The 25024-nt window shown below is 67.2% G+C and carries 31 protein-coding genes; 7 read left to right on the forward strand and 24 right to left on the reverse strand.

All coding sequences use genetic code 11. The annotated features are described in order from the left end of the window. Window positions 1-304: 304 nt before the first annotated feature. On the forward strand, window positions 305-3628 hold the full coding sequence (locus DT069_RS11775) for a PAS domain S-box protein (RefSeq protein WP_119460508.1): 3324 nt from the start codon (window positions 305-307) through the stop codon (window positions 3626-3628). Between the two features lie 125 nt (window positions 3629-3753). Then, window positions 3754-4563: an ion transporter gene (locus DT069_RS11780; RefSeq protein ID WP_119460509.1), complete on the forward strand. Its 810-nt coding sequence runs from the start codon at window positions 3754-3756 to the stop codon at window positions 4561-4563. Between the two features lie 27 nt (window positions 4564-4590). Here DT069_RS11780 and DT069_RS11785 read toward each other — a convergent pair whose 3' ends face one another. The 10 genes from DT069_RS11785 to DT069_RS11830 form a co-directional block, all read right to left on the reverse strand. Continuing rightward, on the reverse strand, window positions 4591-4956 hold the full coding sequence (locus tag DT069_RS11785; protein ID WP_119460510.1) for a histidine triad nucleotide-binding protein: 366 nt from the start codon (window positions 4954-4956) through the stop codon (window positions 4591-4593). Window positions 4957-4988: 32 nt separating this feature from the next. Further along, complete coding sequence (locus DT069_RS11790; RefSeq protein ID WP_119460511.1) at window positions 4989-5336, reverse strand: phosphoribosyl-ATP diphosphatase; 348 nt, start codon at window positions 5334-5336, stop codon at window positions 4989-4991. Window positions 5337-5487: 151 nt separating this feature from the next. Further along, a complete protein-coding gene (gene hisF / locus DT069_RS11795) occupies window positions 5488-6243 on the reverse strand; it encodes an imidazole glycerol phosphate synthase subunit HisF (RefSeq protein ID WP_119460512.1) in 756 nt (251 codons plus the stop codon). After that, a complete protein-coding gene (gene hisA, locus DT069_RS11800; RefSeq protein ID WP_119460513.1) occupies window positions 6243-6989 on the reverse strand; it encodes a 1-(5-phosphoribosyl)-5-[(5-phosphoribosylamino)methylideneamino]imidazole-4-carboxamide isomerase in 747 nt (248 codons plus the stop codon). Before hisA ends, hisF begins: the two co-directional genes overlap by 1 nt. Beyond that, complete coding sequence (locus tag DT069_RS11805) at window positions 6986-7528, reverse strand: GNAT family N-acetyltransferase (RefSeq protein ID WP_119460746.1); 543 nt, start codon at window positions 7526-7528, stop codon at window positions 6986-6988. The genes hisA and DT069_RS11805 overlap by 4 nt, the downstream gene beginning before the upstream one ends. A 14-nt stretch (window positions 7529-7542) precedes the next feature. Beyond that, window positions 7543-8196 (reverse strand): imidazole glycerol phosphate synthase subunit HisH, encoded by a 654-nt coding sequence (gene hisH, locus DT069_RS11810; protein WP_425450174.1) that lies wholly within the window; start codon window positions 8194-8196, stop codon window positions 7543-7545. 4 nt (window positions 8197-8200) lie between these two features. Continuing rightward, a complete protein-coding gene (gene hisB, locus DT069_RS11815; RefSeq protein ID WP_119460515.1) occupies window positions 8201-8794 on the reverse strand; it encodes an imidazoleglycerol-phosphate dehydratase HisB in 594 nt (197 codons plus the stop codon). A gap of 193 nt (window positions 8795-8987) precedes the next feature. Beyond that, window positions 8988-9434: a YybH family protein gene (locus DT069_RS11820; RefSeq protein WP_119460516.1), complete on the reverse strand. Its 447-nt coding sequence runs from the start codon at window positions 9432-9434 to the stop codon at window positions 8988-8990. Between the two features lie 99 nt (window positions 9435-9533). Next, a complete protein-coding gene (locus DT069_RS11825; protein WP_119460517.1) occupies window positions 9534-10823 on the reverse strand; it encodes an RNA polymerase sigma factor in 1290 nt (429 codons plus the stop codon). Next, window positions 10820-11203 (reverse strand): YciI family protein, encoded by a 384-nt coding sequence (locus tag DT069_RS11830; protein WP_119460518.1) that lies wholly within the window; start codon window positions 11201-11203, stop codon window positions 10820-10822. Before DT069_RS11830 ends, DT069_RS11825 begins: the two co-directional genes overlap by 4 nt. Before the next feature lie 161 nt (window positions 11204-11364). Between DT069_RS11830 and hslV the strand changes: the two genes are divergently transcribed. Both hslV and hslU read left to right on the forward strand, forming a co-directional pair. Then, complete coding sequence (gene hslV / locus DT069_RS11835; protein ID WP_119460519.1) at window positions 11365-11913, forward strand: ATP-dependent protease subunit HslV; 549 nt, start codon at window positions 11365-11367, stop codon at window positions 11911-11913. After that, complete coding sequence (gene hslU / locus DT069_RS11840) at window positions 11910-13280, forward strand: ATP-dependent protease ATPase subunit HslU (RefSeq protein ID WP_119460520.1); 1371 nt, start codon at window positions 11910-11912, stop codon at window positions 13278-13280. The genes hslV and hslU overlap by 4 nt, the downstream gene beginning before the upstream one ends. A gap of 267 nt (window positions 13281-13547) precedes the next feature. On the opposite strand, the gene DT069_RS11845 is transcribed toward hslU, so the two are convergent. The 14 genes from DT069_RS11845 to DT069_RS11910 all read right to left on the reverse strand — a co-directional run bounded on the left by DT069_RS11845 (window position 13548) and on the right by DT069_RS11910 (window position 23119). Beyond that, the gene (locus tag DT069_RS11845; RefSeq protein WP_119460521.1) at window positions 13548-13976 is read right to left on the reverse strand and encodes an SRPBCC family protein; all 429 of its coding nucleotides are present in this window, start codon (window positions 13974-13976) and stop codon (window positions 13548-13550) included. Between the two features lie 23 nt (window positions 13977-13999). Further along, window positions 14000-14398 carry a VOC family protein gene (locus DT069_RS11850; protein ID WP_425450175.1) on the reverse strand — a complete coding sequence of 133 codons (399 nt, stop codon included), beginning with the start codon at window positions 14396-14398 and terminating at the stop codon, window positions 14000-14002. Between the two features lie 36 nt (window positions 14399-14434). Further along, complete coding sequence (locus DT069_RS11855) at window positions 14435-14878, reverse strand: hypothetical protein (RefSeq protein WP_119460522.1); 444 nt, start codon at window positions 14876-14878, stop codon at window positions 14435-14437. Continuing rightward, entirely contained in the window at window positions 14875-15294 is a 420-nt protein-coding gene (locus DT069_RS11860) for a DUF1398 family protein (RefSeq protein WP_119460523.1), read from the reverse strand. The genes DT069_RS11855 and DT069_RS11860 overlap by 4 nt, the downstream gene beginning before the upstream one ends. Window positions 15295-15331: 37 nt before the next feature. Continuing rightward, on the reverse strand, window positions 15332-15793 hold the full coding sequence (locus DT069_RS11865) for a MarR family winged helix-turn-helix transcriptional regulator (protein ID WP_425450176.1): 462 nt from the start codon (window positions 15791-15793) through the stop codon (window positions 15332-15334). Between the two features lie 140 nt (window positions 15794-15933). Next, window positions 15934-16293, reverse strand: coding sequence for a helix-turn-helix domain-containing protein (locus DT069_RS11870; protein ID WP_119460524.1), 360 nt, complete (start codon window positions 16291-16293; stop codon window positions 15934-15936). Further along, the gene (locus tag DT069_RS11875) at window positions 16290-16862 is read right to left on the reverse strand and encodes a Smr/MutS family protein (RefSeq protein ID WP_119460525.1); all 573 of its coding nucleotides are present in this window, start codon (window positions 16860-16862) and stop codon (window positions 16290-16292) included. Before DT069_RS11875 ends, DT069_RS11870 begins: the two co-directional genes overlap by 4 nt. After that, a complete protein-coding gene (locus DT069_RS11880) occupies window positions 16840-17532 on the reverse strand; it encodes a LutC/YkgG family protein (RefSeq protein ID WP_119460526.1) in 693 nt (230 codons plus the stop codon). The genes DT069_RS11875 and DT069_RS11880 overlap by 23 nt, the downstream gene beginning before the upstream one ends. Window positions 17533-17537: 5 nt before the next feature. After that, on the reverse strand, window positions 17538-18023 hold the full coding sequence (locus tag DT069_RS11885; RefSeq protein ID WP_162913154.1) for a hypothetical protein: 486 nt from the start codon (window positions 18021-18023) through the stop codon (window positions 17538-17540). Between the two features lie 8 nt (window positions 18024-18031). Then, entirely contained in the window at window positions 18032-19456 is a 1425-nt protein-coding gene (locus DT069_RS11890) for a LutB/LldF family L-lactate oxidation iron-sulfur protein (RefSeq protein ID WP_119460528.1), read from the reverse strand. A 3-nt stretch (window positions 19457-19459) separates the two neighbouring features. Next, window positions 19460-20227, reverse strand: a complete 768-nt coding sequence (locus DT069_RS11895; protein ID WP_119460529.1) for a (Fe-S)-binding protein — start codon at window positions 20225-20227, stop codon at window positions 19460-19462. 84 nt (window positions 20228-20311) lie between these two features. After that, on the reverse strand, window positions 20312-21109 hold the full coding sequence (locus DT069_RS11900; RefSeq protein WP_119460530.1) for an AAA family ATPase: 798 nt from the start codon (window positions 21107-21109) through the stop codon (window positions 20312-20314). Between the two features lie 38 nt (window positions 21110-21147). Further along, window positions 21148-22413 carry a murein transglycosylase A gene (mltA, locus tag DT069_RS11905; protein ID WP_119460531.1) on the reverse strand — a complete coding sequence of 422 codons (1266 nt, stop codon included), beginning with the start codon at window positions 22411-22413 and terminating at the stop codon, window positions 21148-21150. Window positions 22414-22417: 4 nt separating this feature from the next. Then, the gene (locus DT069_RS11910) at window positions 22418-23119 is read right to left on the reverse strand and encodes a Tim44/TimA family putative adaptor protein (protein ID WP_119460532.1); all 702 of its coding nucleotides are present in this window, start codon (window positions 23117-23119) and stop codon (window positions 22418-22420) included. Window positions 23120-23287: 168 nt separating this feature from the next. Between DT069_RS11910 and DT069_RS11915 the strand changes: the two genes are divergently transcribed. From DT069_RS11915 to secB, 3 genes are all read left to right on the forward strand, one after another. Beyond that, window positions 23288-23827 (forward strand): FxsA family protein, encoded by a 540-nt coding sequence (locus DT069_RS11915; RefSeq protein WP_119460533.1) that lies wholly within the window; start codon window positions 23288-23290, stop codon window positions 23825-23827. Beyond that, window positions 23824-24402, forward strand: coding sequence for a histidine phosphatase family protein (locus DT069_RS11920; RefSeq protein ID WP_119460534.1), 579 nt, complete (start codon window positions 23824-23826; stop codon window positions 24400-24402). Before DT069_RS11915 ends, DT069_RS11920 begins: the two co-directional genes overlap by 4 nt. A gap of 86 nt (window positions 24403-24488) precedes the next feature. After that, window positions 24489-25016 (forward strand): protein-export chaperone SecB, encoded by a 528-nt coding sequence (gene secB / locus DT069_RS11925; protein ID WP_119460535.1) that lies wholly within the window; start codon window positions 24489-24491, stop codon window positions 25014-25016. Window positions 25017-25024: the final 8 nt, after the last annotated feature.

Raw genomic sequence — 25024 nt, forward strand, 5'->3', positions numbered from 1 at the left:
GGGGCATTGTCACCTGTAGAGGGAATGCGGGGTGGCAGTCCGGCCGCCGCAGGTGGCCGTATGGTTAGGTTTTGGTTTCCAACACCGCAGCGGCGCGACGGTTCCGTGAGGGCTTCATCGAGATCTGTGAAGTCGAACCGAAGTGTCCGACAATATATAGGTTAAGCAAAAAGTAACCATTGCGGCGCTTAACCAGTCATTCACCAACGTGATTCATTATTAATCCTACGGCAACCATAGCCGGCGCGAGTCCGCTACACGGGCTTGATTGTGTCGGAGGCGGTACGACGCCGCGGGATGCGCAATGAACGGATTGCTTAGCCTTCTGATCGATCTCGGTGAGAACCTGGCCCTGCTGCTGGTTCTCGCGCTGCTCTACAACCTCGCCGGCATGCCGCTGATACGCCGTGCCGGACAGTTCGGCGCCGCAGGCATGGGCGCCCTGTTCGGGATCATCGCCATCGCCGGTATGCAGGTCCCGATCCAGCTCGCGGCCGACGTAACGGTGGACGGCCGGAACCTGATCGTCCTTGCCGCCGCGGCGTTCGGGGGGCCCTGGTCGGGCCTCGCGGCGGCGGCCGTCGGCGCCGCGGCCGGCGTGATCGGCGCCATCGGCGATGCCGACGCCGTCGCAACCGGTACCGTAACGATCGGCAACGCCCTGACCGCTGCGGCGCTGGGCACAGTGCTTTATCTACGCTGGTGGCGGCGCGGCACGCTGGCCGGCCGGCGCGAGTTCCTGGTCGCCGGCCTGATCCTGGCGGCGGCCAGCCTGCCCTGGCACATCGCGGCCCTGCCGCTCAGCCTCTCGGTCGCCCGCGACCTCGGCATCGCCGTTCTGCTGCTGTACCCTGTCGGCTTCCTGCTACTGGGAACACTGCTCTCGAACGAGCAGCGGCAGGCCGCCGCGGTCGCGGCGCTGCGCCGCACAGAGGAGCGGTTCCGGGACATCGGCGAAGCCGCCTCGGACTGGTTCTGGGAGACCGATCCGGACCTGCGCTTCACCTATCTGTCCGACCGGTTCCGGCGAATGACCGGGCTCGACCCCAAAACGATCCTCGGCCGGCGCTGCGACGAGGTCGGCATCGAAGCCGACGACCCCGAGGCTTGGCAGCGCCATCTCGACGATCTGGAGAACCGGCGGCCGTTCGACGATTTCCACGGCACGATCCCGACATCGACCGGCCAGCGCTTCCGCATCCGGCTCAGCGGCCGGCCGGTGTTCGCGGCCGACGGCCGTTTCCAGGGCTATCGCGGCATCGCCACCGACATCTCGGCGGAGATTGAGGCCGACCGGCGGCTGCGGATGACGGAAACGCGCTTCCTCGATGCGATCGAGAGCATGCCGGCGGCGTTCGCGCTGTTCGATGCCGACGACCGCCTGGTCCTCGGCAACAGCCGCTATCGGCTCGCCAATACCGAGATCGCCGATCTCGTCCGGCCCGGCGCGCGGTTCGAGGACCTGCTGCGCGAGGGCATGCGCCGCTTCAGCGCCGACGCCGGCCTCGCGACGCCGGAGGAGGTGATCGAGGCGCAGATTCAGGCGCGGCTCGCGGCGCGCCGCAACCTGCCCGCCATTCACGAAGAGCCGACCGCGGACGGCCGGTGGCTTCGGACCGTCGAGCGCCGCACCGACGAAGGCGGCATTCTCGCCGTGACCACGGACATCACCGACATGAAGCAGCGCGAAGATGCGCTCGAGGCCAACTCGCTGCTGCTGCAGGCGACGCTGGACAGCATCAGCCAGGGCCTGAGCGTCGTCGATGCGGAGCGGCGGCTGATCGCCTGGAACCAGCGCTTCCTCGACCTCTTCGATCTGCCGGCGGACTGGATCCGCAAAGGCATGCCGTGGTCCGCCGTCGCGGCGCTGCTCGCGGAGCGCGGCGAGAGCGACCCGAACGACCCCGATTGGCGGGCGAGCGGACCGGCGCAGGCCGACGCGCCGGTGCGGTTCGAGAAATATCGCGGCGCCTCGGTGATCGAGACCCGGCGCAGCCCGATCCCCGGCGGCGGCTTCGCCACGACCTACAGCGATATCACCGACACGAAGATCCGCGAGGCCCGTCTGGCCGAGCTCGCCCAGCGCAACGCGTCGCTGGCCGCCGCCGTCTCGGCGACCTCGAACGGCGTGATCGTCACCGATCCGAACCTGCCGGGCAACCCGGTGATCTTCGTGAACCCCGCCTTCACCCGGATCACCGGCTATCGGGCGGAGGAAGCCATCGGCCGCTGCTGCCGGTTCCTGCAGGGCCGCGACACCGACCCCGACACGGTCGCGCGCATGCGCCGGGCGATCGCGGCGCGCCGCCCGGTCCATCTCACCGTCCGCAACTATCGAAAGGACGGCCGGACGTTCTGGAACGAGCTCAGCGTCAATCCGGTGTTCGACGACCGCGGCCAGCTGATCCATTTCATCGGTATCCAGACGGACGTCACTGATCGTGTGCGGGCGGAGGAAGCCTTGCGCCGGAGCGAGCGCGACCTGCGCGAGCAGGTCGATATCACCGCGGCGACGCTCGACGCCCTGCCGGCGCAGGTCGCGCTGCTGAACGAGGCCGGAACGGTGCTGAAAGTGAACCGGCAGTGGAGTGACTTCGCCGGGCTGCCGCGGGACAGCCGGCTGGCGATCGCGCCGGGCGAGGATTATGTGGCGGTGCTCGACGACGCCTGCCGTGACGACGGGGAGGACGCGGCCGCTCTGGGTGAAGGCCTGCGCGGCGTGCTGGCCGGCGAGCGCGGACAGTTCGCCTGCGAATATCAGGCCGGCGGGACGCCCGAACCGCGCTGGTTCAAGTTCGTCGCGACGCCCGTCTCGAAGGAGGAGGGCCGCGGCGCGGTGGTGATGCATTTCGACATCACCGACCGGATCCTGGCCGAGGAGGCGCTGCGGGCGGCGAAAGAGCAGGCGGAGTTCGCCAACCGGTCGAAGTCTGACTTCCTCGCCAATGTCAGCCACGAGCTGCGCACGCCGCTGAACGCCATCATCGGCTTCTCGGAGATCATGAAGGGCGAGATGTTCGGGCCGCTGGGCAAGACGCAGTATCGCGACTATGCGGAGGACATCCACGAAAGCGGCGTGCATCTCCTGTCGATCATCAACGATATCCTCGACCTCTCGAAGATCGAGGCGGGCAAGTTCGACCTGCATGAGAGCCATGTCAAGCTACCGGACCTCATCCGCAGCTGCCAGCGCCTGGTGAAGGATCGGGCGGCGGCCGGCAAGCTCAGCCTGCAGACGCGCGTGGCGAAGAACCTGCCCATGCTCTATGCCGATGAGCGGGCGGTGAAGCAGATCGTGATCAATCTGCTGTCCAACGCGCTGAAATTCACGCCCGCCGGCGGCAAGATCGCCGTGGACGCCCGGCTCGACGAGCGAGGCGACTTCCTGCTGACCGTCTCCGACACGGGGATCGGCATCGCCGCGAGCGACATCGAGAAGGCGATGGCGTCGTTCAGCCAGCTGGAAAGCTCGCTGAACCGCAAATATGCCGGCACCGGGCTGGGCCTGCCGCTGGTCCGGCTACTGGCCGAGCTGCATGGCGGCAGAATCGACATCGAAAGCACGGTCAATGTCGGCACCACCGTCACGGTGCGCTTCCCGCAGCACCGCAACGTGATGGCGGCCTGAGCGATCGCGCCGCAGGCGCACACGCAAATCCCTTGACCTGGACGGTCCGATTGCCGTTCTGAATCCGCGTCAGGCGGCGACACCGGAAGTCGCCGCCCCAGTTTCAGCGGAGACATGGACCAAGCATGACGGAATTGCCACAGCCTGCGACCGCAGCGCCATCGGAGCGCCTGCGACAGGTGATCGAGTCGTCCTCGGCGCAGACTCTCATCATGACGGCCATCATTTTGAACGGGATCACGCTCGGGCTGGAGACATCGTCTTCGGTCATGGCCCGGGCCGGCGATCTGCTGGTTCTGCTGGACCGGATATTCCTGGCCATCTTCGTGACCGAGATCGCTCTGAAGATAGTGGCCTATCGCTGGCGCTTCTTCACCGATGGATGGAACCTCTTCGATTTCACCATCATCGCGACCAGTTTGGCGCCGGCCGGTGAAGGTCTGTCGATCCTGCGGGCGCTCCGGGTCCTGCGGGTGCTGCGGCTCGTCTCCGCCGTGCCGCAGATGCGCCGCGTCGTGCAAGCCTTGCTGGGGGCGATTCCGGGTATGACCTCGGTCATCGCGCTGCTGGCGCTGGTCTATTACGTCTTCGGGGTGATGGCGACCAAGCTGTTCGGTGCTGCCTTTCCCGACTGGTTCGGCTCGATCGGCGAGTCGGTCTATTCGCTGTTCCAGATCATGACGCTGGAGAGTTGGTCGATGGGAATCGTCCGGCCGGTGATGGAAATCTATCCCTACGCCTGGATATTCTTCGTTCCGTTCATCCTGCTGACCAGCTTCGCCGTGCTGAACCTGTTCATCGCCCTCATCGTCAACTCGATGCAGGAACAGCACGAAGCCGACGCCACCGAAAACCGGGACACGGAGCTGGCGGCGCTGCGCGCCGAGATCCGAGAGCTCAAAGAGTTGATGCTGCGCGCGCAGGACCGCCGGTAGGCTGAGGCCTGCGCGTCCGGTCGGCGCTCAACCGGCCGGGCTGATCAGCCGGCCGAGATCCTGGCCGCCGAAAATGTGGATATGGAGGTGCGGAACCTCCTGACGCGAGTCCGGGCCGTGGTTGGCGAGGATGCGATAGCCGCTCTCGGCCAGCCCGAGCTCGCGCGCCACCTTGCCGACCGCCCGGATCAGCCCGGCGATCTCCGCGTCCGAGGCACGCTGCGAGAAATCCTCCATCGAGACATAGGCGCCTTTCGGAATCACCAGGACATGCGTCCTGGCCTGCGGCTTGACGTCGTGGAAGGCGAGGGCGTGATCGTCCTCATACACTTTCTTGCAGGGGATCTCGCCGCGCAGGATGCGCGCGAAGATGTTGTTGTCGTCATAGGCCATGCCGCCTCCGTTATGCAGTCAATCAGGTGCGGTCAGTCGTTCTTGCGGCTGTTCTTCTCGGCGATCCCCGAGATGCCTTCGCGGCGCTCGAGCGCAGCCCACACCTCGGCAGGCGTCAGGTCGCGGTCCGCCCACAGCACGAGAAGATGGTAGAGCAGATCGGCGCTTTCCGCAGCCAGTTCCTTCTTCTTGCCGCTGACGCCCTCGATCACCGTCTCGACCGCCTCCTCGCCGAGCTTCTGGGCGATCTTGGCGGTGCCCTTGGCGAACAGCTTGGCAGTGTGCGATTGCGTGGGGTCGCCGCCGCGGCGGCTCTGAATCACTTGATAGAGGCGGTCGAGGATCGTGGCGTCCAGCCCGTCATGCACTTCGTTTCCCATAATATCCTGCTGTATTTTCTGGTTTTTCCATGCCTAGCAAGCATGGTTAAAGATCTCTTTAATCGACGTTAAGGTCCGCGGCCCTCATGCTTCGATGGGCTCAGCACAAGGACCTCGTCCTGAGCCCATCGAAGACAAGGCAGGCACCGCCTTAGCGCACCGGCAGCCCGGCGCGGGCGAGTTGCGCCTTCGCCTCGGCGATCGAGTGGATCCCGAAATGGAAGATCGAGGCGGCAAGGACGGCGGCGGCGTGACCGTCGCGAACCCCCTCGACCAGATGGTCGAGATGACCCACCCCGCCGCTGGCGATCACCGGGACAGGCACGGCGTCGGCGACGGCGCGGGTCAGCGGAATGTTGTAGCCCTGGCGCGTACCGTCGCGATCCATCGAGGTCAGCAGGATCTCGCCGGCGCCGAGTTCGACCAGGCGCCGGGCCCAGGCGACGGCGTCGAGGCCGGTGCGTTCACGCCCGCCATGGGTGAATACCTCATAGCGGTCGGCGCCCACGGATTTTGCGTCGACCGCCACGGTGACGCACTGGCTGCCGAACTTCTCGGCGGCGCGGCGGACGAGATCGGGGTCCTGCACCGCAGCGGTGTTGATCGAGACCTTGTCGGCGCCGGCCAGCAGCAGTTTGCGGATGTCCTCCGTCTTGCGGACGCCGCCCCCGACGGTGAGCGGCATGAAGCAGCGCTCGGCCGTGCGGGCGACGACGTCGTAGATCGTGTCGCGGTTCTCGGAGCTGGCGGTGATGTCGAGGAAGCAGAGCTCGTCGGCGCCGGCGGCGTCATAGACCTGTGCCTGCTCGACCGGATCTCCGGCGTCGACCAGGTCGACGAAGTTCACGCCCTTGACGACGCGGCCGGCATGGACGTCGAGACAGGGAATGACGCGGACCTTCAGCATCACGCGGCCCCATTGGTGTTGTCGTCGTGCAGCAGGGCAAGCGCCGCGCCGATGTCGAGCCGGCCGTCATAGAGGGCGCGGCCGACGATGACGCCGGCGATACCACTTGCGGCAACGGCCTTCAGGGCGTGCAGATCGTCGAGCGAGCCGACGCCGCCGCTGGCGATCACCGGGGTGGCCAAGGCCGCCGCCAGCGCCGCGGTCGCCGCCGCGTTCACGCCTGACAGCACCCCGTCGCGCTCGATATCGGTGTAGATGATGGCGGCCACGCCGGCATCTTCGAAGCGCAGGGCCAGCTCCTCGGCCGAGATCTCGCTCGTCTCCGCCCAGCCTTCGACGGCGACCCGGCCGCCGCGCGCGTCGATGCCGACCGCGATGCGTCCGGGATGTGCCCGGCAGGCCTCGCGCACCAGCGCCGGATCCTTCAGCGCCGCCGTGCCGAGGATCACCCGCGCGATGCCGCGCTCGAGCCAGCGATCGATGGTGGCGCGGTCGCGGATGCCACCACCGAGTTGGCAGGGCCGGTCGACGGCGGCGAGAATGGCGTCGACCGCCGCGGCATTCATCGGCCGTCCGGCGAAGGCGCCGTCGAGATCGACCAGATGCAGCCAGTCGACACCTTGCGCCGCGAAGCTTCGGGCCTGCGCCGCCGGGTTTTCATTGAACACCGTCGCGGCCGCCATGTCGCCCTGGCGCAGCCGCACGCAGGCGCCGTCCTTCAGGTCGATCGCGGGAAACAGGATCATGCGTCGCCTTCCTCGGCCGTGCCGTCGAGATCCTTCCAGAAGTACAGGCCGGCCACCATCTTGCCGTCGACCCGCGCGTAATGCCGATGGGTGCCGTAATGCTGATAGCCCAGCGATCGGTAGACGCTGATCGCCCGCTCCTGCGTCTCGCGCACGTCGAGGTTCAGCACGGCGAAGCCGGCGCGCCGGGCGGCCTTCTCGACTGTCTGCGTGATCGCAGGCGCCAGCCCGTGGCCGCGTGCCCAGGGAGCCACGAAATTCATCGTCATCTGCGCGGCATGGGCCTGAGCCTCGTTGTTGCGCGGCGGCCGGACGAGCTGCGCCGAGCCGGCGATGACGCCGTCGAGCCGGCCGACGAACAGCGTCCGTTCCGGCACCAGCAGCACGCCGCGCCAATAGGCCTCCATGATCGGGCGCGGCGGCGGCTTCAGCCAGCCGAAGCCGCCGCCGGCGCGGATGCCGGCGTCGGCCGCATCGCACAGATCGTGCAGATCGCTGTTGCGGAACTGGATCAGTTCCTCGACGGAGGTTTCGGCCATGCGTCGGTCGCTGTCTAAGGGCGCCATTGCAGGAAATTCGCCAGGAGCCGCAGGCCGGTTGCCTGACTCTTCTCCGGATGAAACTGCGTGCCGACGAGATTGTCGCGCCCGACGACCGCGGCCAGTGGCGTGCCATAGTCGACCGTCGCCAGTCGATCGGCTGGGTCCGCCGGGACGAACTGATAGCTGTGGACGAAATAGGCATGATCGCCGGAGGCGATACCGGTGAGAACCGGGTGATCTTCCCGGCCGACCGTCAGCTCGTTCCAGCCCATATGGGGGATTTTCAGAGCCTGGCCGTCTGAGCCCGTCCGGTCGATCGGCACCACCGCACCGTCGATCCAGCCGAGCCCGGCATGATCGCCATGCTCGCGCCCCGTGGTCGCCATGAGCTGCATGCCGACGCAGATGCCGAGGAACGGGCGGCCGGCGTCGAGCACTGCCGAGCGCAGCGCGTCCACCAGCCCGGGAACTTCGTCGAGACCACGCCGGCAGTCGGCGAAGGCGCCGACGCCGGGAAGGACGATCCGATCGGCTCGCGCCACGTCGGCGGCATCGGCGCTGACGGCGATCCGCTCGCCGCAACCGGCTTCCGCGGCCGCCCGCTCCAGCGCCTTGGCGGCTGATCGCAGGTTGCCCGAGCCATAGTCGATGACGATCGTGGTCACGGGGTCAGCCGCCGAGAACGCCCTTGGTCGAGGGCACCGCATCGGACTTGCGCGGATCGATCTCGACGGCGGTGCGCAGCGCGCGCGCCAGGCCCTTGAAGCAGGACTCGACGATGTGGTGGTTGTTCTCGCCATAGAGATTCTCGACATGGAGCGTCAGGCCGGCCTGCTGGGCGAAGGCCTGGAACCACTCCTTGAAAAGCTCGGTGTCCATCTCGCCCAGCTTCGGCCGCGAGAGCGTCACCTTCCAGATCAAATAGGGGCGGTTCGAGGCGTCGAGCGCAACGCGGGTCAGCGTCTCGTCCATCGGGATCAGGGCGTCGCCATAGCGGGTGATGCCCTTGCGGTCGCCGAGCGCCTTCGAGACTGCCTGGCCGATCACGATGCCGGTGTCCTCCGTCGTGTGATGCATGTCGATATGGAGGTCGCCCTCGGCCGCGACGGTGAGGTCGATTAGGCTGTGGCGCGAAAGCTGCTCGAGCATATGGTCGAGGAAGCCGATCCCGGTTGAAATCTCGGACATGCCGCTGCCGTCGAGATTGACCGCGACCCGGATGCGGGTCTCTTTCGTATTGCGCTCCACGCTGGCCGAACGCATGGCGAACCTCCTTCGATGCGCCCAAGGATGGCGTCATGGGCGGGGCCAAGGCCGAGCCCAAAGGGAAGAGTTGGCCGCTTGTACCAGCATAGGCCGGAAACCGCCAGCCCGGCGGCGGCGTGGGTCAGTTACCGCTTCTCCAGCGGCATGACGATTTCCGGGTTCGCAGATTGCTTGCTGTCGCTCGTGGCTGTCATTCAGGCTTCAGGTCGACCGCCGCCTTGAAGCTGCCGTCCATGTAGAAGGGCACGGATTCATGCTCATGCACGATCTTCCATGCGCCCTCGATCTTGCGGAAACAGAGTGTCTGGCGAAACCAGATGTCGGCCTTCGCGCCGTCGGTCTTCGTTCCGCTCAGCCGGTTGAGGCTGTGGCAGAAGGCCGCGTCGCCGCCGGTCGTGATGCTGAGGTCGTGGACCTCGTAGCCGAGCGGGCCTTGCCAGGTGGCGAACCACGCGTTCAGGCCTTTCGCATCCGCTTCCGTGGATATCAGCGGCGGCGCGAGCGAGAACTGAACGAACCCTGCCGCATGGTGAGAGACAATACCGTCAGCGTTCTTCGTGCGGAGTGCGGCTACGCAATCGTCGATCGCCGCGCGGATCTGGGCCTCATCGGCCGCTCTGCTGTTTTCCGTCGTCATCTTTCTCTCCTCTTCCAATGGGGCTGCGGAAATTGAAGGCACGCCCTAAGGACGAATGGAGGGACGACGGTCCGACAGCGAGGCGAATTCTTTGGACGGTTAGCTGGAAGCCTGGAGGTCGTCGCCCAGTGTGCCGCCCTTGATTGCGCTGTCTTTGATGAGGCGGTCGAGATGCAGGCGGATGTGGGCGGCTTCCGCCGCGGTGTTGGCCAGCGCGATGGCCCGGTCGAAGGCGATTCGGGCCTCCGCGGCGCGGCCGAGCTGCAGGAGGAACGCGCCTTTCGCCCCGAAGAAATGAAAATAACCGGAAAGCCGCGGGGCCAGCGGCTCGATCATGGCCAGCGCCGCGGCCGGGCCGCGGACCTTGGCGACGGCGACCGCCCGGTTGAGGGTGACGACGGGGGACGGCTGCAGGGTCTCGAGCGCGGCGTAGAGCAGATCGATCTGCGCCCAATCGGTGTCTTCGGGCTGGGCGGCCCGGGCATGCAGCGCCGCGATGGCCGCCTGCACCTGGTAGGGACCGCGACGTTTGTGGCGCATCGCCTTGTCGATGAGCGCGAGCCCCTCGGCGATCATCTTGCGGTCCCAGAGGCTGCGATCCTGGTCTTCCAGGAGCACGATGCAGCCATCCGCATCGAGCCGGGCAGGGGCGCGTGCATGCTGCAGGAGCAGCAGCGCGGTCAGGCCCATGATCTCGGGCTCGCCCTGGAAGAGCCGCAGCAGCAGCCGGGCGAGCCGGATCGCCTCGTCGCAGAGCGGCGCACGCATCGGGACCGCGCCACCGATCGCCGAATAGCCCTCATTGAAGATGAGATAGACCATGGCGGCGACGGCGGCGAGCCGTTCGGCCCGCTCCACCGCGTCGGGCGCCTCGAACGGGACATCGGCGCCCGCGATCCGGCTCTTGGCCCGGGTGATGCGCTGCTCCATCGCGCTTTCGCTGACGAGGAAAGCACGGGCGATCTGCTTGACCGACAGTCCGGAGACGATGCGTAGCGCGAGCGCGATCTGCTGGGTCGCCGGCAGCTCGGGATGGCAGCAGATGAACAGCAGGCGCAGGACGTCGTCGCGATAATCCGCCCCGTCGAGCCGCTCGACGAGCGCGGCCTCGGCATCGTCCAGATCCGAAACCAGCTCGTCGGCCGGCAGCGCTTCCTGTTTGCCCCGACGCCGCACCGCGTCGATCGCGGCATTTCGCCCGACGAAGATGAGCCAGGCCGTGGGATCGCGCGGCGGGCCGTTCTTCGGCCAAGTCTTCAGCGCCCGCAGGCACGCATCCTGGAACGCCTCCTCGGCGGTATCGAGGTCGCGGAAATAGCGCAGGAGCGCGCCCAGCGCCTGGGGCCGCGCCGAGGTCAGCGCCGCATTGATCCAGGCGAGGTCGGTCACGCCCTGTCGCTCCCCTGACCGCTCCCGGGCTTGAAAATGGCGATCGGGCGAATCTCGAACGCCCCTGCCGAGCTGCTCGCGCGCGCCAGGTCCCGAGCGGTCTCGATCGCTTCGTCCAGCGTGGAACAGTCGACGACGTAGAAGCCGAGGAGCTGCTCCTTGGTCTCGGCGAAAGGGCCGTCGATCACTAAAGGCTCGCGGCCTTTCCTGATGGTGGTCGCCGCGGTCGTCGGCAACAGGCGGGCGACCGGCCCGAGCCTGCCTTCCGCGGCCAGCTTCTGCTGCACGACCGCGAGCTTGGCCATGACAGCATCGTCCTCCTCCTTGGTCCAGGATCCGACGACGTCTTCGGAATCGTAGCAGAGAATGGCATAGAGCATGGGGTCATTCCTCGTTTCCCTAAGGACGAACGAGTATGCCCGTTGCCGACAAAGCCCCAATATAAAAACCGTGTATAAAAACTGCTGCTGTCGACCCCAGCCGATCCGTGCCCGCCGATCCGTTCTTGAAGCGCCGTCGCCGTTCGCCTATTTGGGAGATCATGTCTGAGACAACATCCCCCACCTGGCACGGCACCACGATCCTGTCCATCCGCAAGGGCCCGCATGTCGTGGTCGCCGGCGACGGGCAGGTGAGCTTCGGCCAGACCGTCATGAAGTCCAACGCGCGCAAGGTGCGCCGCCTCGGCAAGGGCGACGTGATCGCCGGCTTCGCCGGAGCGACGGCCGACGCGCTGGCGCTGTTCGAGCGGCTTGAGGCGAAGCTCGAGCAGCATCCGGGCCAGCTCGCCCGCGCCTGCGTCGAGCTGGCCAAGGACTGGCGGACCGACCGCTATCTCCGCCGGCTCGAGGCGATGATGGCCGTCGCCGACCCCCAGGTCAGCCTGGTGATGACCGGCAATGGCGACGTGCTGGAGCCGGAGGACGGGCTGATCGGCATCGGCTCCGGCGGCGCCTATGCGCTGGCCGCCGCGCGCGCGCTGATCGACGTCGACGAGATGGATGCCGAGGCGATCGCCCGCAAGGCGATGAAGATCGCCGCCGACATCTGCGTCTATACCAACCAGAATGTGATCATCGAAAGCCTATGACCGCCGAACCGAAAATCTCCGCGGCCGTCCTGCCGGAGCAGCACGCCGAGACCGCGCCCGCCGCCTTCAGCCCGCGCGAGATCGTTTCCGAGCTCGACCGCTTCATTGTCGGCCAGAACGACGCCAAGCGCGCCGTTGCGATCGCGCTGCGCAACCGCTGGCGCCGTCAGCAGCTTCCCGAGGAGATGCGCGAGGAGGTGCTGCCGAAGAACATCCTGATGATCGGCCCGACCGGTGTCGGCAAGACCGAGATCGCGCGCCGCCTGGCGAAGCTGGCGCAGGCGCCGTTCCTGAAGGTCGAGGCGACGAAGTTCACCGAGGTCGGCTATGTCGGCCGGGACGTCGAGCAGATCGTCCGGGACTTGGTCGAGATCTCGATCACCATGACCCGCGACCGCTTGCGCCGGCAGGTCGAGGCCAAGGCCGAGATCCACGCCGAGGAGCGGGTTCTGGACGCGCTGGTCGGCGAGAATTCCAGCGCCGAGACGCGCGCCAAGTTCCGCCGCATGCTGCGCGCTGGCGAGATCAACGACCGCGAGATCGAGGTCCAGGTCAAGGAAAGCGGCGCCGGCACTCTGCCGACCTTTGAGATCCCCGGCATGCCGGGCGCCAGCATGGGCATGCTGAACCTGAACGACATCCTGGGCCAGGCCTTCGGCGGCCGCACCAAGCCGCGGCGCATGACCGTGGCCGATTCCTACCAGGTGCTGATCGCCGAGGAGAGCGACAAGCTGCTCGACCAGGAAAAGGTCGTGGCCGAGGCGATCGAGGCGGTGGAACAGAACGCGATCGTCTTTCTCGACGAGATCGACAAGATCACCGCCCGCTCGGAGCGGATGGGCGCCGACGTCAGCCGCGAGGGCGTGCAGCGCGACCTGCTGCCGCTGATCGAGGGGACGCAGGTCAACACCAAACATGGCACGGTCAAGACCGACCATATCCTGTTCATCGCATCGGGCGCCTTCCACCTTGCCAAGCCCTCGGACCTGCTGCCGGAGCTGCAGGGCCGGCTGCCGATCCGGGTCGAGCTCGCCGCGCTGACGCGTGACGACTTCAAGCGCATCCTGACCGAGCCGGAAGCGAGCCTGATCAAGCAGTACCGGGCGCTCCTCGCGACCGAGGAGGTGACGCTCGACTTCACCGACGATGCGATCGACGCGCTCGCCGACCTCGCCGCCGAGATCAACAGCGCGATCGAGAACATCGGCGCCCGGCGCCTGCACACGGTGATGGAGCGCCTGCTCGAGGAGATCAGCTTCACCGCCACCGACCAGACCGGCGCCCGCATCACCATCGACGCGGCCTATGTCCGCGACAAGGTCGGCGCGCTGGCCAAGAACGCGGATCTGAGCAAGTTCATTCTGTAGACAATCGAAGTAGGGGCGACTACGCCCAGGCTGTGCGAAAACTCAGCATAACAGCAACGGTGCCCAGACATCGCAGCACGGGAAAGCCGAGGCCAGCAATCACGACACGCACCAGCGCCGCGGGCGCAACGTAGTCGTCGATGCAGGACGGCAACACGCTGGTTTAGCCGCGGTCTGAGCCTTCGATGAAGCTCACTACCACCTCACCATAGTTGTCTCGTAGATGGCAGATTCGTGGGCGCCCCTCACAGCGAGGCGCCCGGCTCTCTACGACGCGGCTTCCAGCAGCACCTTGAGCTTCGCCAGCTCGATATCGACCAGCTTGATCTGCTCGTCGAAGAAGGTGTCCGTGAAGCCGGGCGGCTGGAAGAACGTGATCATGAACTCCGCCCCGTCGCCGTTGCGCACCACCCGGGCAGGCACCGTCCAACTCGCTTGCGGGTCGATGAAATCGTGGTCGAGGATGCCATGGCTTGCGTCGGCACGCATCCGCAGGCGGGCCATCCCGTGCGGGGTGACCATATCCCACCAATTGGGATCGTCGGTGCGACTGGTAGATTTGACATTCACTATGGCCCAGCGCGGCCAGTTGCCCAGATCGGCCAGGAAACCGAAGGCGGCCTGCGGATCGCAAGCAATGCGAACCGTCTTGGTGACCGAACGGACTGTGGTGTGGGTATGGTTGGCGTCGAGCATAGTCGGATTCTTTCAGGATGTCGTTAGAGCAGCGAAAGTGCTGCAGGCAGCGCGGTCATGCGGCGACGTGGCAGACGGCTTCCAGGTTGTTGCCGTCCGGATCGATCACGAACGCCGCGTAGTAATTCGCGTGATAGTTCGCTCTCAGGCCCCGGCTTGCCGTTGTCGGTCGCCCCTGCGACAAGGGCGGCCCCGTAGAAGGCTTCGACGGCGGCACGGTCCTCCGCCGACAGGGCGATATGGATGCCACTCGGCTTGGTCTTCGACGCGCCGATCCAGAGCGCGGCGGCACCATTCCGGCCGAATCCCGCGCCTCCCTCCCACGCGAAAAGCTTCGTGTAGCCGAGCGGTACCAGCACCGCCTCGTAGAAGCGCACGAGCGCGTTAAACTGCGTGGTACGAAGTCCGATATGGTCGAGCATGGTGAATTCCCTTCATCGATAGAGGTGGCGCGGATTCTATTTGGCGAGCGAGACCAGGGTGGCGCCGATGCAGATCAGCAGTGTGCCGCCCATGGTCATGGGGACGTCGAGGGAACGCCACTCGCCGAAGGCCAGGGCGCCGACCGTCACGGCCACCAGCGCGTTGGCGTTCGTCAGTGGCGCGACCACGGAGACCGGCAGCTTCAACGTCCCGAAGCCATAGGAGATGCAGGCGATTGCGGCGGACCAGGTCAGTGCCATGGCGATCGCCCAGCCGACCGCGCCCGATACCCGCAGGCCGCCCGCCTGACCGGTGAGCGCCACGCTAATCCAGCCGACCAGCGCGATCGTGGTGCCGATCACCGCAAGATAGGTGGGGATGGAGGCCCCGGCGGCTATGCTGGAGCGCATCAGCACCGTGCCGAGGCCGAGAAAGAGCGCGGGTAGCACCCCGCCCACCAGGATGCCGGTGGCGTTCACGGCTTCGCGGCCGGCTGCGTACCAGGGAAATACTCGGTGTGGGTCTCGCCCGTGCGGCCATAATAGAGGACCCGCTTGCCGATGAGTGAGACCAGGTAGCCGGCGCACCCTGCCCCCGCCACCTTGGCGCAGAAGCCCTTGTAAGTGTAGCCGGGGACCAGCGCTTGGGCCTCGCGGAGCGCCTCCTTGATCACGGCGGTGTCGAACCTTTCTGCGACCGGTCCGGTCCGCTCCGTTTCCAGCTCGGTCGCCGCGCCGTCCGGCATGTAATAGGCACGGGTCGAGCGACGGAAATCGACCGCATAGCCGTCAAAGCCGGCCTCCACCAGCATCCGCACGCTTTCGGGAAAGGTCATCTCGCCGGATTCGGAGCCCTGGAGGGTGGCGCGGGCGACATCTTGCCAATTCGCGTTCATGTCAGCGTCCTTTCGTGGAGTTGAAAAATGTTCGCCATCAGTCGACGGGCAGCGATTTGAGACCGCGTTTCTCGACGATCTCCCGCAGGATGCGGAGCAGCGCCGCGCGGTCCTTCGATCTCAGGTGATCGAAGAATTCTGCATCGTTGGCATCGGCCAGCGCGGCCAGTTCGGGCACCAGGGCGCGGCCAGCGGACGTGAGGGCGAGCGTCTGCGCCCGCCCGTCTTTCGGGTCGGCGGCACGCACCAGCATGGACTTGGCGATCAGCCGGTCAGCCAGCTTGGAGATGGCGCCGCGCGTCATGCCCATGCGCTCGGCCAGGTGGCTTGGGGCGAGGGCCTCCTCGTCGAGGAGCTGGCGCATCAGCACCCATTCCGCCACCGTCACGCCATGCGCCTCCACCTTGCGGGCGAAAGCCTGCGAGACATGGTTGGAGACATAGCGCAGCCAATAGCCGAGATGGTCGGTCAGGTCTGAAGCGGAATGGGTGGATGACATGAGGGCTCCTTAGTTGACTAGGAAACTATCATTAAGAAGCTTCCTAGTCAACTAGACAGCGGTGCTCTGACATGAAGACGGTTACCGTCCAAGCTCAGCCCGAAACGAAGATTTTCTGCACAGCCTGCGCCGGGTCGCCCCTACGCCGTGCTTTCATCCAGTTCCGCCAGTAATCGCCCGATCGTCTCCGCATCCAGCCGGGCGATCACCTCGGCTAGCCGGTTCGCGAGTTCCGTCGCCTGCGGGCTGAGGCCCGCAGTGTCGACGACGACGCGCGGATGGGAGAGTTCGGCAAGGCGCTTCAGCTCGTCGACATCGTCCCAGGCGAGGTTGAAATAGGCCGAGATCTGCTGCACGAACACGCCGCTCGGCCGGCCGCGATTGCCATGCTCCAGCGCCGAGAGATAGGCCGACGACACCCCGAGCGCCGCCGCCATATCCTTCAGCAGCACGCCGCGCGCGGCGCGCAGGTCGCGGAGCTTTCGTCCGAAGGGCGTCATCGCTCGCGTTTCCGTTTCAAGAGAACATAAAGCGCGCCCAGGCCGCCGTCGCGCTGCTGCGCATAGTCGAAGGCCAGCAAATGCTCGCGGTTGGGCGATTCGTTCAGCCAGCGCGGCACCGCCTCGCGCAGGACTCCGAGGCCCTCGCGATAGAGTCCCTTGCCGGTGATCACCAGGACGCAGCGCTTGTTCGCCGCCACCGCCCGGGCAATGAAGGCGTTCAGCCGGGCATGCGCCTCCGCCTGGGTCATGCCGTGAAGGTCGAGACGCGCCTCTATCGGCAGGCGGCCGCGGCTGAGCCGCTCGGCTTGGCGGCGGTCCAGCCCTTCGCTTCGGCCATGGCCGAGTTCGGAGGACCGGCGGCGCGCGGCCGGTGAAGGTGGGGCGGGCGACGGGGCGGCGGGGACTGAGCGGGGCGGCGTCGCCGGCGGCGGCGCATGCCGCTCGGCCGGCGGCAGGGCGGGTGCCGATGGCTCCGATGCGTCGCGGCCGGGCAGGGGCTTCGCATCCCGCATCGCGGCGCGCCACAGATCCAGCTCAGCCTCGCTAGCGCGTCGCTTCTTGCTCATCGACGAGGAGGATATGCAGTCGCCGGGGGCCATGCGCGCCCATCTGCAGCGTCTGCTCGATGTCGGCGCTGCGCGACGGCCCGGTGATCAGGTTCACCGTGCGCGGCATGGCCGCCGCACCGAAGCGGGCACGGAGCAGCGGCCAGACGTTCTCATAAGCGCCGACGATGTCGCCGGCCTCGAGCAGCACGATATGGGTGTCGGGGAGGAAGTTGAGGGTGGTCGGCGTCTCGGCCCCGGACAACAGGACGAGCGTGCCGGTTTCGGCGATTCCGGCGAAGGCCGGCGTCAGGGAGACCGGATCGGACCCATCGCTGCGCCCCGTGCTGATGGAGAGCAGCGGCCGGCCGGCCCAGGGCAGCGACTGGAGGCGCGGATCGGGGGCAAGGCGGAGCGCGGCCGGCAGATTCTCCCGTGCGAGATAATCGGTGACGGCGCCTGGTACGTCTCTCAGGCTCGGGAGATGCGTTACGGTGGCTGCCGCCTCCTCGGCCATTTTCAGGAATTGCGCCACGCGCGCCCTGCCGTCGGACCGGCTCCGGGCCGGGATCAAGCCGGGCTTCGGCGCCGCGAGGCGCGCCTCCAGCGCGACCCGGTCCGCCTCCGGAAGGACATCCCGCCGCAGGGAGCGGCGCAAGGCATCGAGAATCTGCTGGCGCGCTGCGCTCATCGCGGTTATTCCGTATCCGAAACGGTTTCGCCGGGTGCCGGGGTCGGTGCCGGGGCGGGCATCAAGTGATCGCGCGCGAAGGCCTGCCAGTCGCCGTCCGGCGAGATGCAGTCCCGGGCCGGGTCACGGGTCGACCGCAAGGCGAGGCCGCCGAGCCGCCATAGCGCCTGCCAATCCTCCAGCTTCGCCAGCGCGAGCGCTCGCGTCCGGTCCATGGTGCGCTGCTTGTTTCGTGGGCGGAGCACGAACAGGAGCAGGCCCATGCCGGCCAGCAACGCCAACGTGCCCGCGACCGGGCCGACGGCGAAGAGGACATAGAGCGACAGAACCAGGATGACGAAGGGCGGCACAACGATGTCGGTCGTGCGGAAACCCGGCGCGCCGGTGCGGTTGACGGCGCGAAAGCTGACGGCGATCTCGACCTCGCCCGCCGCATGGGCGCGGACGATCGCCCGGTGCAGGCTCGCGGCGTCCCAAGCCGGATGTTGCATATCGGAACTCATGACACTCGGCGCCGCTTCGCCCAGAGTTGCTGGAAGGTCCGGCCTTCGGGCGCCGGCAGATCGCGATGCGCGGTCCAGCCGCCGGCCAGCGGCAGCGACCGGAACCGCCCGCGGCGCCGGCCGAAGGCCCCGAGCAGGCCGGCCGCGATGGCGGCGGCAAAGCGGTAGAGCGCGGGTCTGCGGGCCAGAAAAGCCCAGAGTCTGAGCCCGTGGCGCGCGGCGGCCGGGGCAAGGTGCCGCTCGAACTCGCGCTCGCGCCAGTGGCGCATCATCTTCGGCAGCGGGATGCGCATCGGGCAGACGCTCTCGCAGCGACCGCAGAAGGTCGATGCATTGGGCAAATGCCCGGCCTCGCCGACGCCGAGCAGCGACGGCGTCAGCACGGCGCCCATCGGCCCCGGATAGACCCAGCCATAGGCGTGTCCGCCGACCGCCTGATAGACTGGGCAGTGATTCAGGCAGGCGCCGCAGCGGATGCAGCGCAGCATGTCCTGGAACTCGGTGCCGAGCATCCGGCTGCGCCCGTTGTCGAGCAGGATCACGTGAAACTGCTCCGGCCCGTCGAGGTCGTTCGGCCGGCGCGGACCGGTCGAGAAGGTCGTGTAGACGGAGAACTCCTGCCCAGTGGCGGAGCGCGCCAGCACGCGCAAGATGGTGCTGGCATCCTCCAGCGTCGGCACGACCTTCTCCAGGCTGGCGAGCACGATATGCACCCGCGGCAGCGTCTGTGTCAGGTCACCATTGCCCTCGTTCGTCACGATCACGGTCGAGCCGGTCTCGGCGATCAGGAAATTGGCTCCGGTGATGCCGACATCGGCGGCGAGGAAGCGGCTGCGCAGCCGAGCCCGCGCTTCGGCCAGCAGCGCCGGGGCCTCCCCGAGCGGACGCGCCGGGTCGAGATCGGCATGGGCGGCGCGGAAGGCGTCGGCGATCTGGTCCTTGTTGACGTGGATCGCGGGGGCGATCAGATGGCTCGGCGGCTCATGGCGAAGCTGGATGATATACTCGCCGAGGTCGGTCTCGACCGGCTCGATGCCGTGCGCCGCGAGATGCTCGTTCAGCGCGATCTCCTCGCCGATCATCGACTTGCCCTTGGTCACCGTGCGGGCGCCGGCGGCGCGGCAGATCTCCAGCACCGCCGACCGTGCCGCATCCGCGTCGGTGCACCAATGGACCTGTCCGCCAGCCTCGACGACCTTGGCCTCGAAACGCTCGAGATAGAAATCGAGGTTCTCCAGCACGTGGTCCTTGATGTCGCGGGCGGCATCGCGCAGCGCGTCGAATTCGGGCAGCCGCGCGGCGGCGCGGGCGCGGCGGTCGATGAAGTTCTCCTGGAAATTGCCGAGCGCCTTCTGCAGCGCCGGGTCGTCCAGGGCCGTTCGGGCATTCTCCTTGAAGCGGTGGCTCGTGGCCGTTTGCATGGCCTACTCCGCCGCCTCGCCGATCGCCGGCCCCGCCGCCATGCCGGCGAGCACTTCCGCGACATGGCGCACGCGGACGGGATGGCCCTCGCGCTGCAGCTTGCCGGCCACGTTCATCAGGCAGCCGAGGTCGCCGGCGAGCAGCGTGTCGGCGCCGGTCCGGACGATATCCGCCGTCTTCTCGCCGACCATCTTGTTGGAGATGTCCGGGTATTTGACGCAGAAGGTTCCCCCGAAGCCGCAGCAGATCTCGGCGCCGGGCAGCTCGACCCGGCGCAGGCCGGCGACGCTGTCCAGCAGCCGGCGCGGCTGCTCCTTGATCCCCAGTTCGCGCAGACCCGAACAGGCATCGTGGTAGGTGACGGCGCCGTCATAGCGGGCAGTGACCCGGTCCATGCCGCGGACATCGGTCAGAAAGGCGATCAGCTCGTAGGTGCGGTCGGCCAGCGCGCGGGCGCGGGGCAGCATCGTTGCATCCTCCGCGAACAGGGCCGGATAATGCGCGCGGATCATCCCGGCGCAGGAACCGCTCGGCGCCACCACATAATCGAACGCCTCGAACGCCTCGATCACCTGCAGGGCGATGGCGCGGGCGTCGGCCCGGTCGCCCGAATTGTAGGCCGGCTGGCCGCAGCAGGTCTGTGCCGCCGGCACCTCGACCCGGCAGCCCGCCTGCTCCAGCAGCTTCACCGCGGCAAAGCCGACGGTGGGGCGGAACAGATCGACGAGGCAGGTGACGAACAGCGCGACGCGGACCGGACCATCGGTCATTCAACGGCCTTCCGGTTAAGTCCCTTCAACCCATTCTGGAGAATGAGGGCGCATCCCACGGAAAGCAAGGATAAGACCTTATCTCTAGAGCTCGTCCAGGAATCGTTGCGGATCCGAAAGGAAGGCGCGGGTGATCGTCACATGCTCGAGCGCCTCGTAATCAGCCTCACGGATCGAGTCGCTCTCAAAGAGAAGAATGCGCGCGTCGGGGAAAGCCATCAGGATCGGCGAGTGGGTGGCGATCACGAACTGGCAGTCCTGATCGACGAGCTGCTTCATCATCGACATCAGCGCCAGCACCCGTAGCGGCGAGAGCGGCGTTTCGGGCTCGTCGAGCAGGTACAGGCCCTTGGGATGCAGGCGGCCCTGCAGCAGACGAAGGAAGCTTTCGCCATGCGAGGCCGCGTCGGGATCGTCGCCATAGCGCGCGGCCAGGGCGGCGCGCTGGCCCCTTGCGACGCCGGTCGCCAAGCGCTGCGCGTAGGATCCTTCCTTGAAGGTCGCGCGCAACTCGTCCTCCTCGTCTTCGAGGCTACGGAGATCACCCATCACCCGCTTGGCGAAGCCGAAGGCATCCTCGGCGCGGAAGAAGAGCTTGTGCCTCGGATGGCGGCGGCGGGTGAAGACCAGGGCCTTGGCCAGGGCGCGGGCGGGTGCCAGGGTCGGGTCGCGGGCGATATCGGCACTGCCCGCCGCCACGGCGGACATACCGGCGGCGATCGCCTCAAGAATCGTCGATTTTCCCGACCCGTTCTCGCCGACGAAGAGAGTCACGGGAGTCGTGAAGGACAGCGACGTCAGGCCTCGGACGACCGGCAGGGTGAAGGGAAACACCTCGGCGGTGAGATCGATCCTTGGCCGGACGGCATCGAGAAAGAGCATGTGTGCCACCGGCTCTCGTTAGAAGCTTCGTCGCGGCCTCAGCTCACCCGGTCGCGCCGCTCGGCGACTGCCCGCGGCAGCAACAGATAATAGCGGCCGGTCTGCTTCATGCCGCCGGCGCGGTCCAGCGCCGCCTCGCCGGTGCCCCAGAAGAAGTCGCCGCGCACCGGCCCCTTGATCGCGCTGCCGGTATCCTGGGCCACCATCAGGCGGCGCATCGGCTGACCGGCCTCCGGCCCGCCGGCGGGCCAGGTGGTATCGAGCCACAGCGGCGCCCCCAGCGGCAGGAAGGCCGGGTCGACGGCCAAGCTCCGCATCGCCGTCAAGGGCAGACCCATCGCGCCGACGGGACCCTCGCCCTCGATCTCGCGGAAGAAAATGTAGCGCCGGTTCTTGTACATCAGCTCCCGCGCCTCGGCCGGGTTGGCGCGCAGCCAGTCGCGCACCGCCTGCATCGATGCATCCTCGCGCGAGACGGACCCATTGTCGATCAGGGTGCGGGCGATCCCGAAAAAGGGATGGCCGTTATTGGCGGCGTAGCCGACCCGGATGCGCTCACCGTTCTCGAGCTGGACCCGTCCAGATCCCTGGATATGCAGGAAGAAGGCGTCGACCGGGTCATCCAGCCACAGCAGCTCGAGACCGTCACCGTCGAGCGCGCCTTCGTCGATCGCCTCGCGCGTCAGATAGGGTTGCAGCCGCCCGTCGACGACGCGCCCCACCAGGACCTCGCCCGGCAGGTCGGCGCGGAACTTCTGAAGGTCGACCGTGACCATGTCGGCGGGGCGGCGATAGAGCGGCGCGGAAAACTCCGCGCTGGGTTGCCGGGCGCCACGCAGCTCGATTTCGTAATAGCCGGTGAACAGGCCGTCCGGATCCCCGTCAGCTCCATCGCCGGCGGAAACCGCGTAGGGCGTGAAGGCGGCCTCGAAAAACCGGCGCGCCGCCGCGTCGTCACCGGCGGGCACGGCATTCAGCGCCTCGCAGGGGCCGCGCCAGTCAGCCACAGTGCCGGCGAGGCCGTCGGGGCCGATCGGGCGATCATTCGGCTGCGCCATGAAACGGCCGCAGGAGCGGCGGAGGGCGGGCAGGGCCTCGCTGGTCCGGTCCTCCGTCCAGCCGGGCAGATCGGCGAAGGTGACTTTCGAAAAAACCGCCGTGGGCGCCTGCGGGGGCGCCTCGGAGACTGTCTCCGGGGCCGGAGGAGCCGGAGGTTCGGGCGGCGGCGGCGCCTCTTCCGGAGCGCAGGCGGTCAGCAGCAGCGCGGTCGTCAGTGCGAGCGCAACGCCGAGAGCGGATCGCATGCCGCTAGTTCGGGCTGCTCGTGGCGATCAGGGCCCAGTTGGGATCCCGCGACCGGGTGTTACGCGCGAAGGTCCAGATGTCGGTCACGGTCGCGACATGCGACGGATCGCCGTCGAGGATCCGGCCCTCGCTGTCGCGGGTGACGTTGATCTGCTCGGAGACGAACTTGACCGTCACGAGCGCCATGCGCCCCTGGAGCTCCGCCTCGATAATATCGGCGCTGGTGATACCGACCAGCGTGGTTTCCAGGGTTTCGTTCGCCTTGGTCCGCTCCGTGATCGCGGTGCTGAAATTCTCGAAGACCTCGTCGCTCAACAGCGGCCGCAGGGTCGTCGTGTCGCCGGCGGCATAGGCACCGACGATCATCTCGAACGCGGCACGCGCCCCGGCGGTGAACCCGTTCGGATCGAAGCTTTGATCCACGGCCTGGATTTGCGCGACGCCCGCCTGCAATGGCGAGGCGCCGGCCTCGACCGTGGGTGACGGCGCCACGCCCTCGGGGGGCGCCGGCCGGTTGCGGTCGGGAAGCGGCACGACCTTGTCGCCCTTCTCTTTCTTCATCTCTTCGGCCCGGCGACCATTGAACAGATCGCGTTGCCGTTCATGCCCGGTTCGACGTCCCAGCACGCTCCGCAGACGCATCACCAGAAATACGGCGATCATCGCGAAGAAGATGATATCGAGGAATTGAAAGCCTTCGCCCATTCTCCAGGTCCGGTAATCGATCCGTCAGGAAGGGCTCAGCGGCTGGACCCTGCGGGGGTAGTGCGCTAAATCACCCTGAGTGCACCGCATCGGCAGGCTGTTAATCTTTCCGGCCTACCGACCCGCCCATTATCAGAGAGATAGGAAATTCCCGGACAAAGAGCAAGCATGCCGGTCGTAATCCTGCTGACACTCATCATTTTGCCTATGGCCGAAATCGCCGTTTTCATCATAGTCGGCGAGGAAATCGGCGTCTGGCGGACGATCGCCCTCGTTTTTCTGTCCGCCTTTGCGGGGCTCATCCTGCTGCGGGTTCAGGGCCTCGTCACCCTGACCCGGGTGCGGGCCGCCCTGAATCGCGGGGAGGCGCCCGCGGCGGAGCTGTTTCGTGGCGCCTGCCTGCTGGCTGCCGGAATCCTGTTGCTGATTCCCGGTTTTCTGACGGATGCGATCGGGCTTCTCCTGCTGCTGCCGCCGGTGCGCGACGGCCTGCGCCGCGCCCTTGGACGGGGAATCGGGGTCCGGGGGCCTGGGGGACCGGGAGGACATAGACCCGGGGGACAGAAACCTGGAGCAAGGGGACCGGGCCGGCCCGGTCCCGTGATCGAGGGTGATTTCGAGGAGCTGCCGACGCGGGAGGGCGATCGGAACTCGGACGGACGTCCGCCGGAGGATGGGTCCGGCCGCGATGGAGAGCCGCGCCAATGATCCTCATCCGCCATGGTCAGTCGGAGTTCAACATCGCCTTCGACGCGACCCGCATCGACCCGGGCATTCCCGATCCGAAGCTGACCGACAAGGGACGGCGGCAGGCGCGCGCGGTCGCCGAGGCGCTGCGGGACGAACGGATCGAGCGGTTGATCGTCAGCCCCTACACGCGGACGCTCGAGACGGCGACGGCCATCGCCGAGCGGCTTTCGCTGCCGATCACGATCGAGCCGCTGGTGCGGGAACGCGCATTCTTCGTCTGCGACATCGGCAGCCCGCGGGCGGAGCTGACGCTGACTTGGCCGCGCTACCGCTTCGATCATCTGGAGGAATGCTGGTGGCCGAACGAGGAGAGCGAGACCGAGCTGCTCGACCGCTGTGCCCGGTTCCGCGCGGCGATGGCGGCAACGGCGGACTGGCGCCGCGTCGCCGTCGTCACCCATTGGGGATTCATCCGCGGGCTGACCGGGCACGAAGCGGAGAATTGCGAGATGATCCGCTTCGATCCGGTCGCCGGCCGGATCGACCCGCAGATCGACGATATCTGCGGGATTGAGCCGCCGCCGGATCCGTGATAGCCACTCGAATAGCCATTGAATTGCTTTCCTGTCTCTCGCGGCCCTGTTTTCCCGGCCGCGCTCGCCGCTTCGAGGATTAACGGATGTCCGACACATCGACCGATACCGCCCCAGGAACGCAGGCTGGGGCGCAGAACGGCGCACAGCCCGGCGCGCAGCGGCTGCCGATCATCGTCCTAGCCCAGTATCTGAAGGATCTTTCGTTCGAGAACCCGAACGCCCCCGGAGCGATTCGGGAGGGGGCCAAGCCGCCGCAAGGCCAAGTTCAGGTCGATGTGCGGGCCAAGCCGATGGGCGAATCCACCTTCGAGGTCGTGCTGAGTCTGCGCGCCGAAGCGAAGCACGGCGAACAACTCGCCTATCTGCTGGAAATGGAGTATGGCGGCGTGTTCAGGACCGGCGCGATTCCCCCCGAAGCCGTCGAGCCGTTGATCATGATCGAGGGGCCGCGCCTGTTGTTCCCGTTCGCGCGGAACATCATCATGAGCGCGAGCCGCGATGGCGGCTTCGCGCCGCTGCTGATCAATCCGATCGATTTCGCCGCGCTCTATCGCGAGCATCGCCAGCGCGCCATGCAGGCGCAGGCCGCAGGCGCCGAAGCAACCGCCTAGAGCACGAT

The organism is Virgifigura deserti (assembly GCA_003576685.1).
GTDB classification, from domain to species: domain Bacteria; phylum Pseudomonadota; class Alphaproteobacteria; order Dongiales; family Dongiaceae; genus Virgifigura; species Virgifigura deserti.

What these genes read in the sequence shown, in the direction of transcription:
- DT069_RS11775 (WP_119460508.1), top strand. Translation starts at nt 305, where the DNA reads ATGAACGGATTGCTTAGCCTTCTGATCGATCTCGGTGAGAACCTGGCC.
- DT069_RS11780 (WP_119460509.1), top strand. Translation starts at nt 3,754, where the DNA reads ATGACGGAATTGCCACAGCCTGCGACCGCAGCGCCATCGGAGCGCCTG.
- DT069_RS11785 (WP_119460510.1), bottom strand. Translation starts at nt 4,956, where the DNA reads ATGGCCTATGACGACAACAACATCTTCGCGCGCATCCTGCGCGGCGAG.
- DT069_RS11790 (WP_119460511.1), bottom strand. Translation starts at nt 5,336, where the DNA reads ATGGGAAACGAAGTGCATGACGGGCTGGACGCCACGATCCTCGACCGC.
- hisF (WP_119460512.1), bottom strand. Translation starts at nt 6,243, where the DNA reads ATGCTGAAGGTCCGCGTCATTCCCTGTCTCGACGTCCATGCCGGCCGC.
- hisA (WP_119460513.1), bottom strand. Translation starts at nt 6,989, where the DNA reads ATGATCCTGTTTCCCGCGATCGACCTGAAGGACGGCGCCTGCGTGCGG.
- DT069_RS11805 (WP_119460746.1), bottom strand. Translation starts at nt 7,528, where the DNA reads ATGGCCGAAACCTCCGTCGAGGAACTGATCCAGTTCCGCAACAGCGAT.
- hisB (WP_119460515.1), bottom strand. Translation starts at nt 8,794, where the DNA reads ATGCGTTCGGCCAGCGTGGAGCGCAATACGAAAGAGACCCGCATCCGG.
- DT069_RS11820 (WP_119460516.1), bottom strand. Translation starts at nt 9,434, where the DNA reads ATGACGACGGAAAACAGCAGAGCGGCCGATGAGGCCCAGATCCGCGCG.
- DT069_RS11830 (WP_119460518.1), bottom strand. Translation starts at nt 11,203, where the DNA reads ATGCTCTATGCCATTCTCTGCTACGATTCCGAAGACGTCGTCGGATCC.
- hslV (WP_119460519.1), top strand. Translation starts at nt 11,365, where the DNA reads ATGTCTGAGACAACATCCCCCACCTGGCACGGCACCACGATCCTGTCC.
- hslU (WP_119460520.1), top strand. Translation starts at nt 11,910, where the DNA reads ATGACCGCCGAACCGAAAATCTCCGCGGCCGTCCTGCCGGAGCAGCAC.
- DT069_RS11845 (WP_119460521.1), bottom strand. Translation starts at nt 13,976, where the DNA reads ATGCTCGACGCCAACCATACCCACACCACAGTCCGTTCGGTCACCAAG.
- DT069_RS11850 (WP_425450175.1), bottom strand. Translation starts at nt 14,398, where the DNA reads ATGCTCGACCATATCGGACTTCGTACCACGCAGTTTAACGCGCTCGTG.
- DT069_RS11860 (WP_119460523.1), bottom strand. Translation starts at nt 15,294, where the DNA reads ATGAACGCGAATTGGCAAGATGTCGCCCGCGCCACCCTCCAGGGCTCC.
- DT069_RS11865 (WP_425450176.1), bottom strand. Translation starts at nt 15,793, where the DNA reads ATGTCATCCACCCATTCCGCTTCAGACCTGACCGACCATCTCGGCTAT.
- DT069_RS11870 (WP_119460524.1), bottom strand. Translation starts at nt 16,293, where the DNA reads ATGACGCCCTTCGGACGAAAGCTCCGCGACCTGCGCGCCGCGCGCGGC.
- DT069_RS11875 (WP_119460525.1), bottom strand. Translation starts at nt 16,862, where the DNA reads ATGAGCAAGAAGCGACGCGCTAGCGAGGCTGAGCTGGATCTGTGGCGC.
- DT069_RS11880 (WP_119460526.1), bottom strand. Translation starts at nt 17,532, where the DNA reads ATGAGCGCAGCGCGCCAGCAGATTCTCGATGCCTTGCGCCGCTCCCTG.
- DT069_RS11885 (WP_162913154.1), bottom strand. Translation starts at nt 18,023, where the DNA reads ATGCAACATCCGGCTTGGGACGCCGCGAGCCTGCACCGGGCGATCGTC.
- DT069_RS11890 (WP_119460528.1), bottom strand. Translation starts at nt 19,456, where the DNA reads ATGCAAACGGCCACGAGCCACCGCTTCAAGGAGAATGCCCGAACGGCC.
- DT069_RS11895 (WP_119460529.1), bottom strand. Translation starts at nt 20,227, where the DNA reads ATGACCGATGGTCCGGTCCGCGTCGCGCTGTTCGTCACCTGCCTCGTC.
- DT069_RS11900 (WP_119460530.1), bottom strand. Translation starts at nt 21,109, where the DNA reads ATGCTCTTTCTCGATGCCGTCCGGCCAAGGATCGATCTCACCGCCGAG.
- mltA (WP_119460531.1), bottom strand. Translation starts at nt 22,413, where the DNA reads ATGCGATCCGCTCTCGGCGTTGCGCTCGCACTGACGACCGCGCTGCTG.
- DT069_RS11910 (WP_119460532.1), bottom strand. Translation starts at nt 23,119, where the DNA reads ATGGGCGAAGGCTTTCAATTCCTCGATATCATCTTCTTCGCGATGATC.
- DT069_RS11915 (WP_119460533.1), top strand. Translation starts at nt 23,288, where the DNA reads ATGCCGGTCGTAATCCTGCTGACACTCATCATTTTGCCTATGGCCGAA.
- DT069_RS11920 (WP_119460534.1), top strand. Translation starts at nt 23,824, where the DNA reads ATGATCCTCATCCGCCATGGTCAGTCGGAGTTCAACATCGCCTTCGAC.
- secB (WP_119460535.1), top strand. Translation starts at nt 24,489, where the DNA reads ATGTCCGACACATCGACCGATACCGCCCCAGGAACGCAGGCTGGGGCG.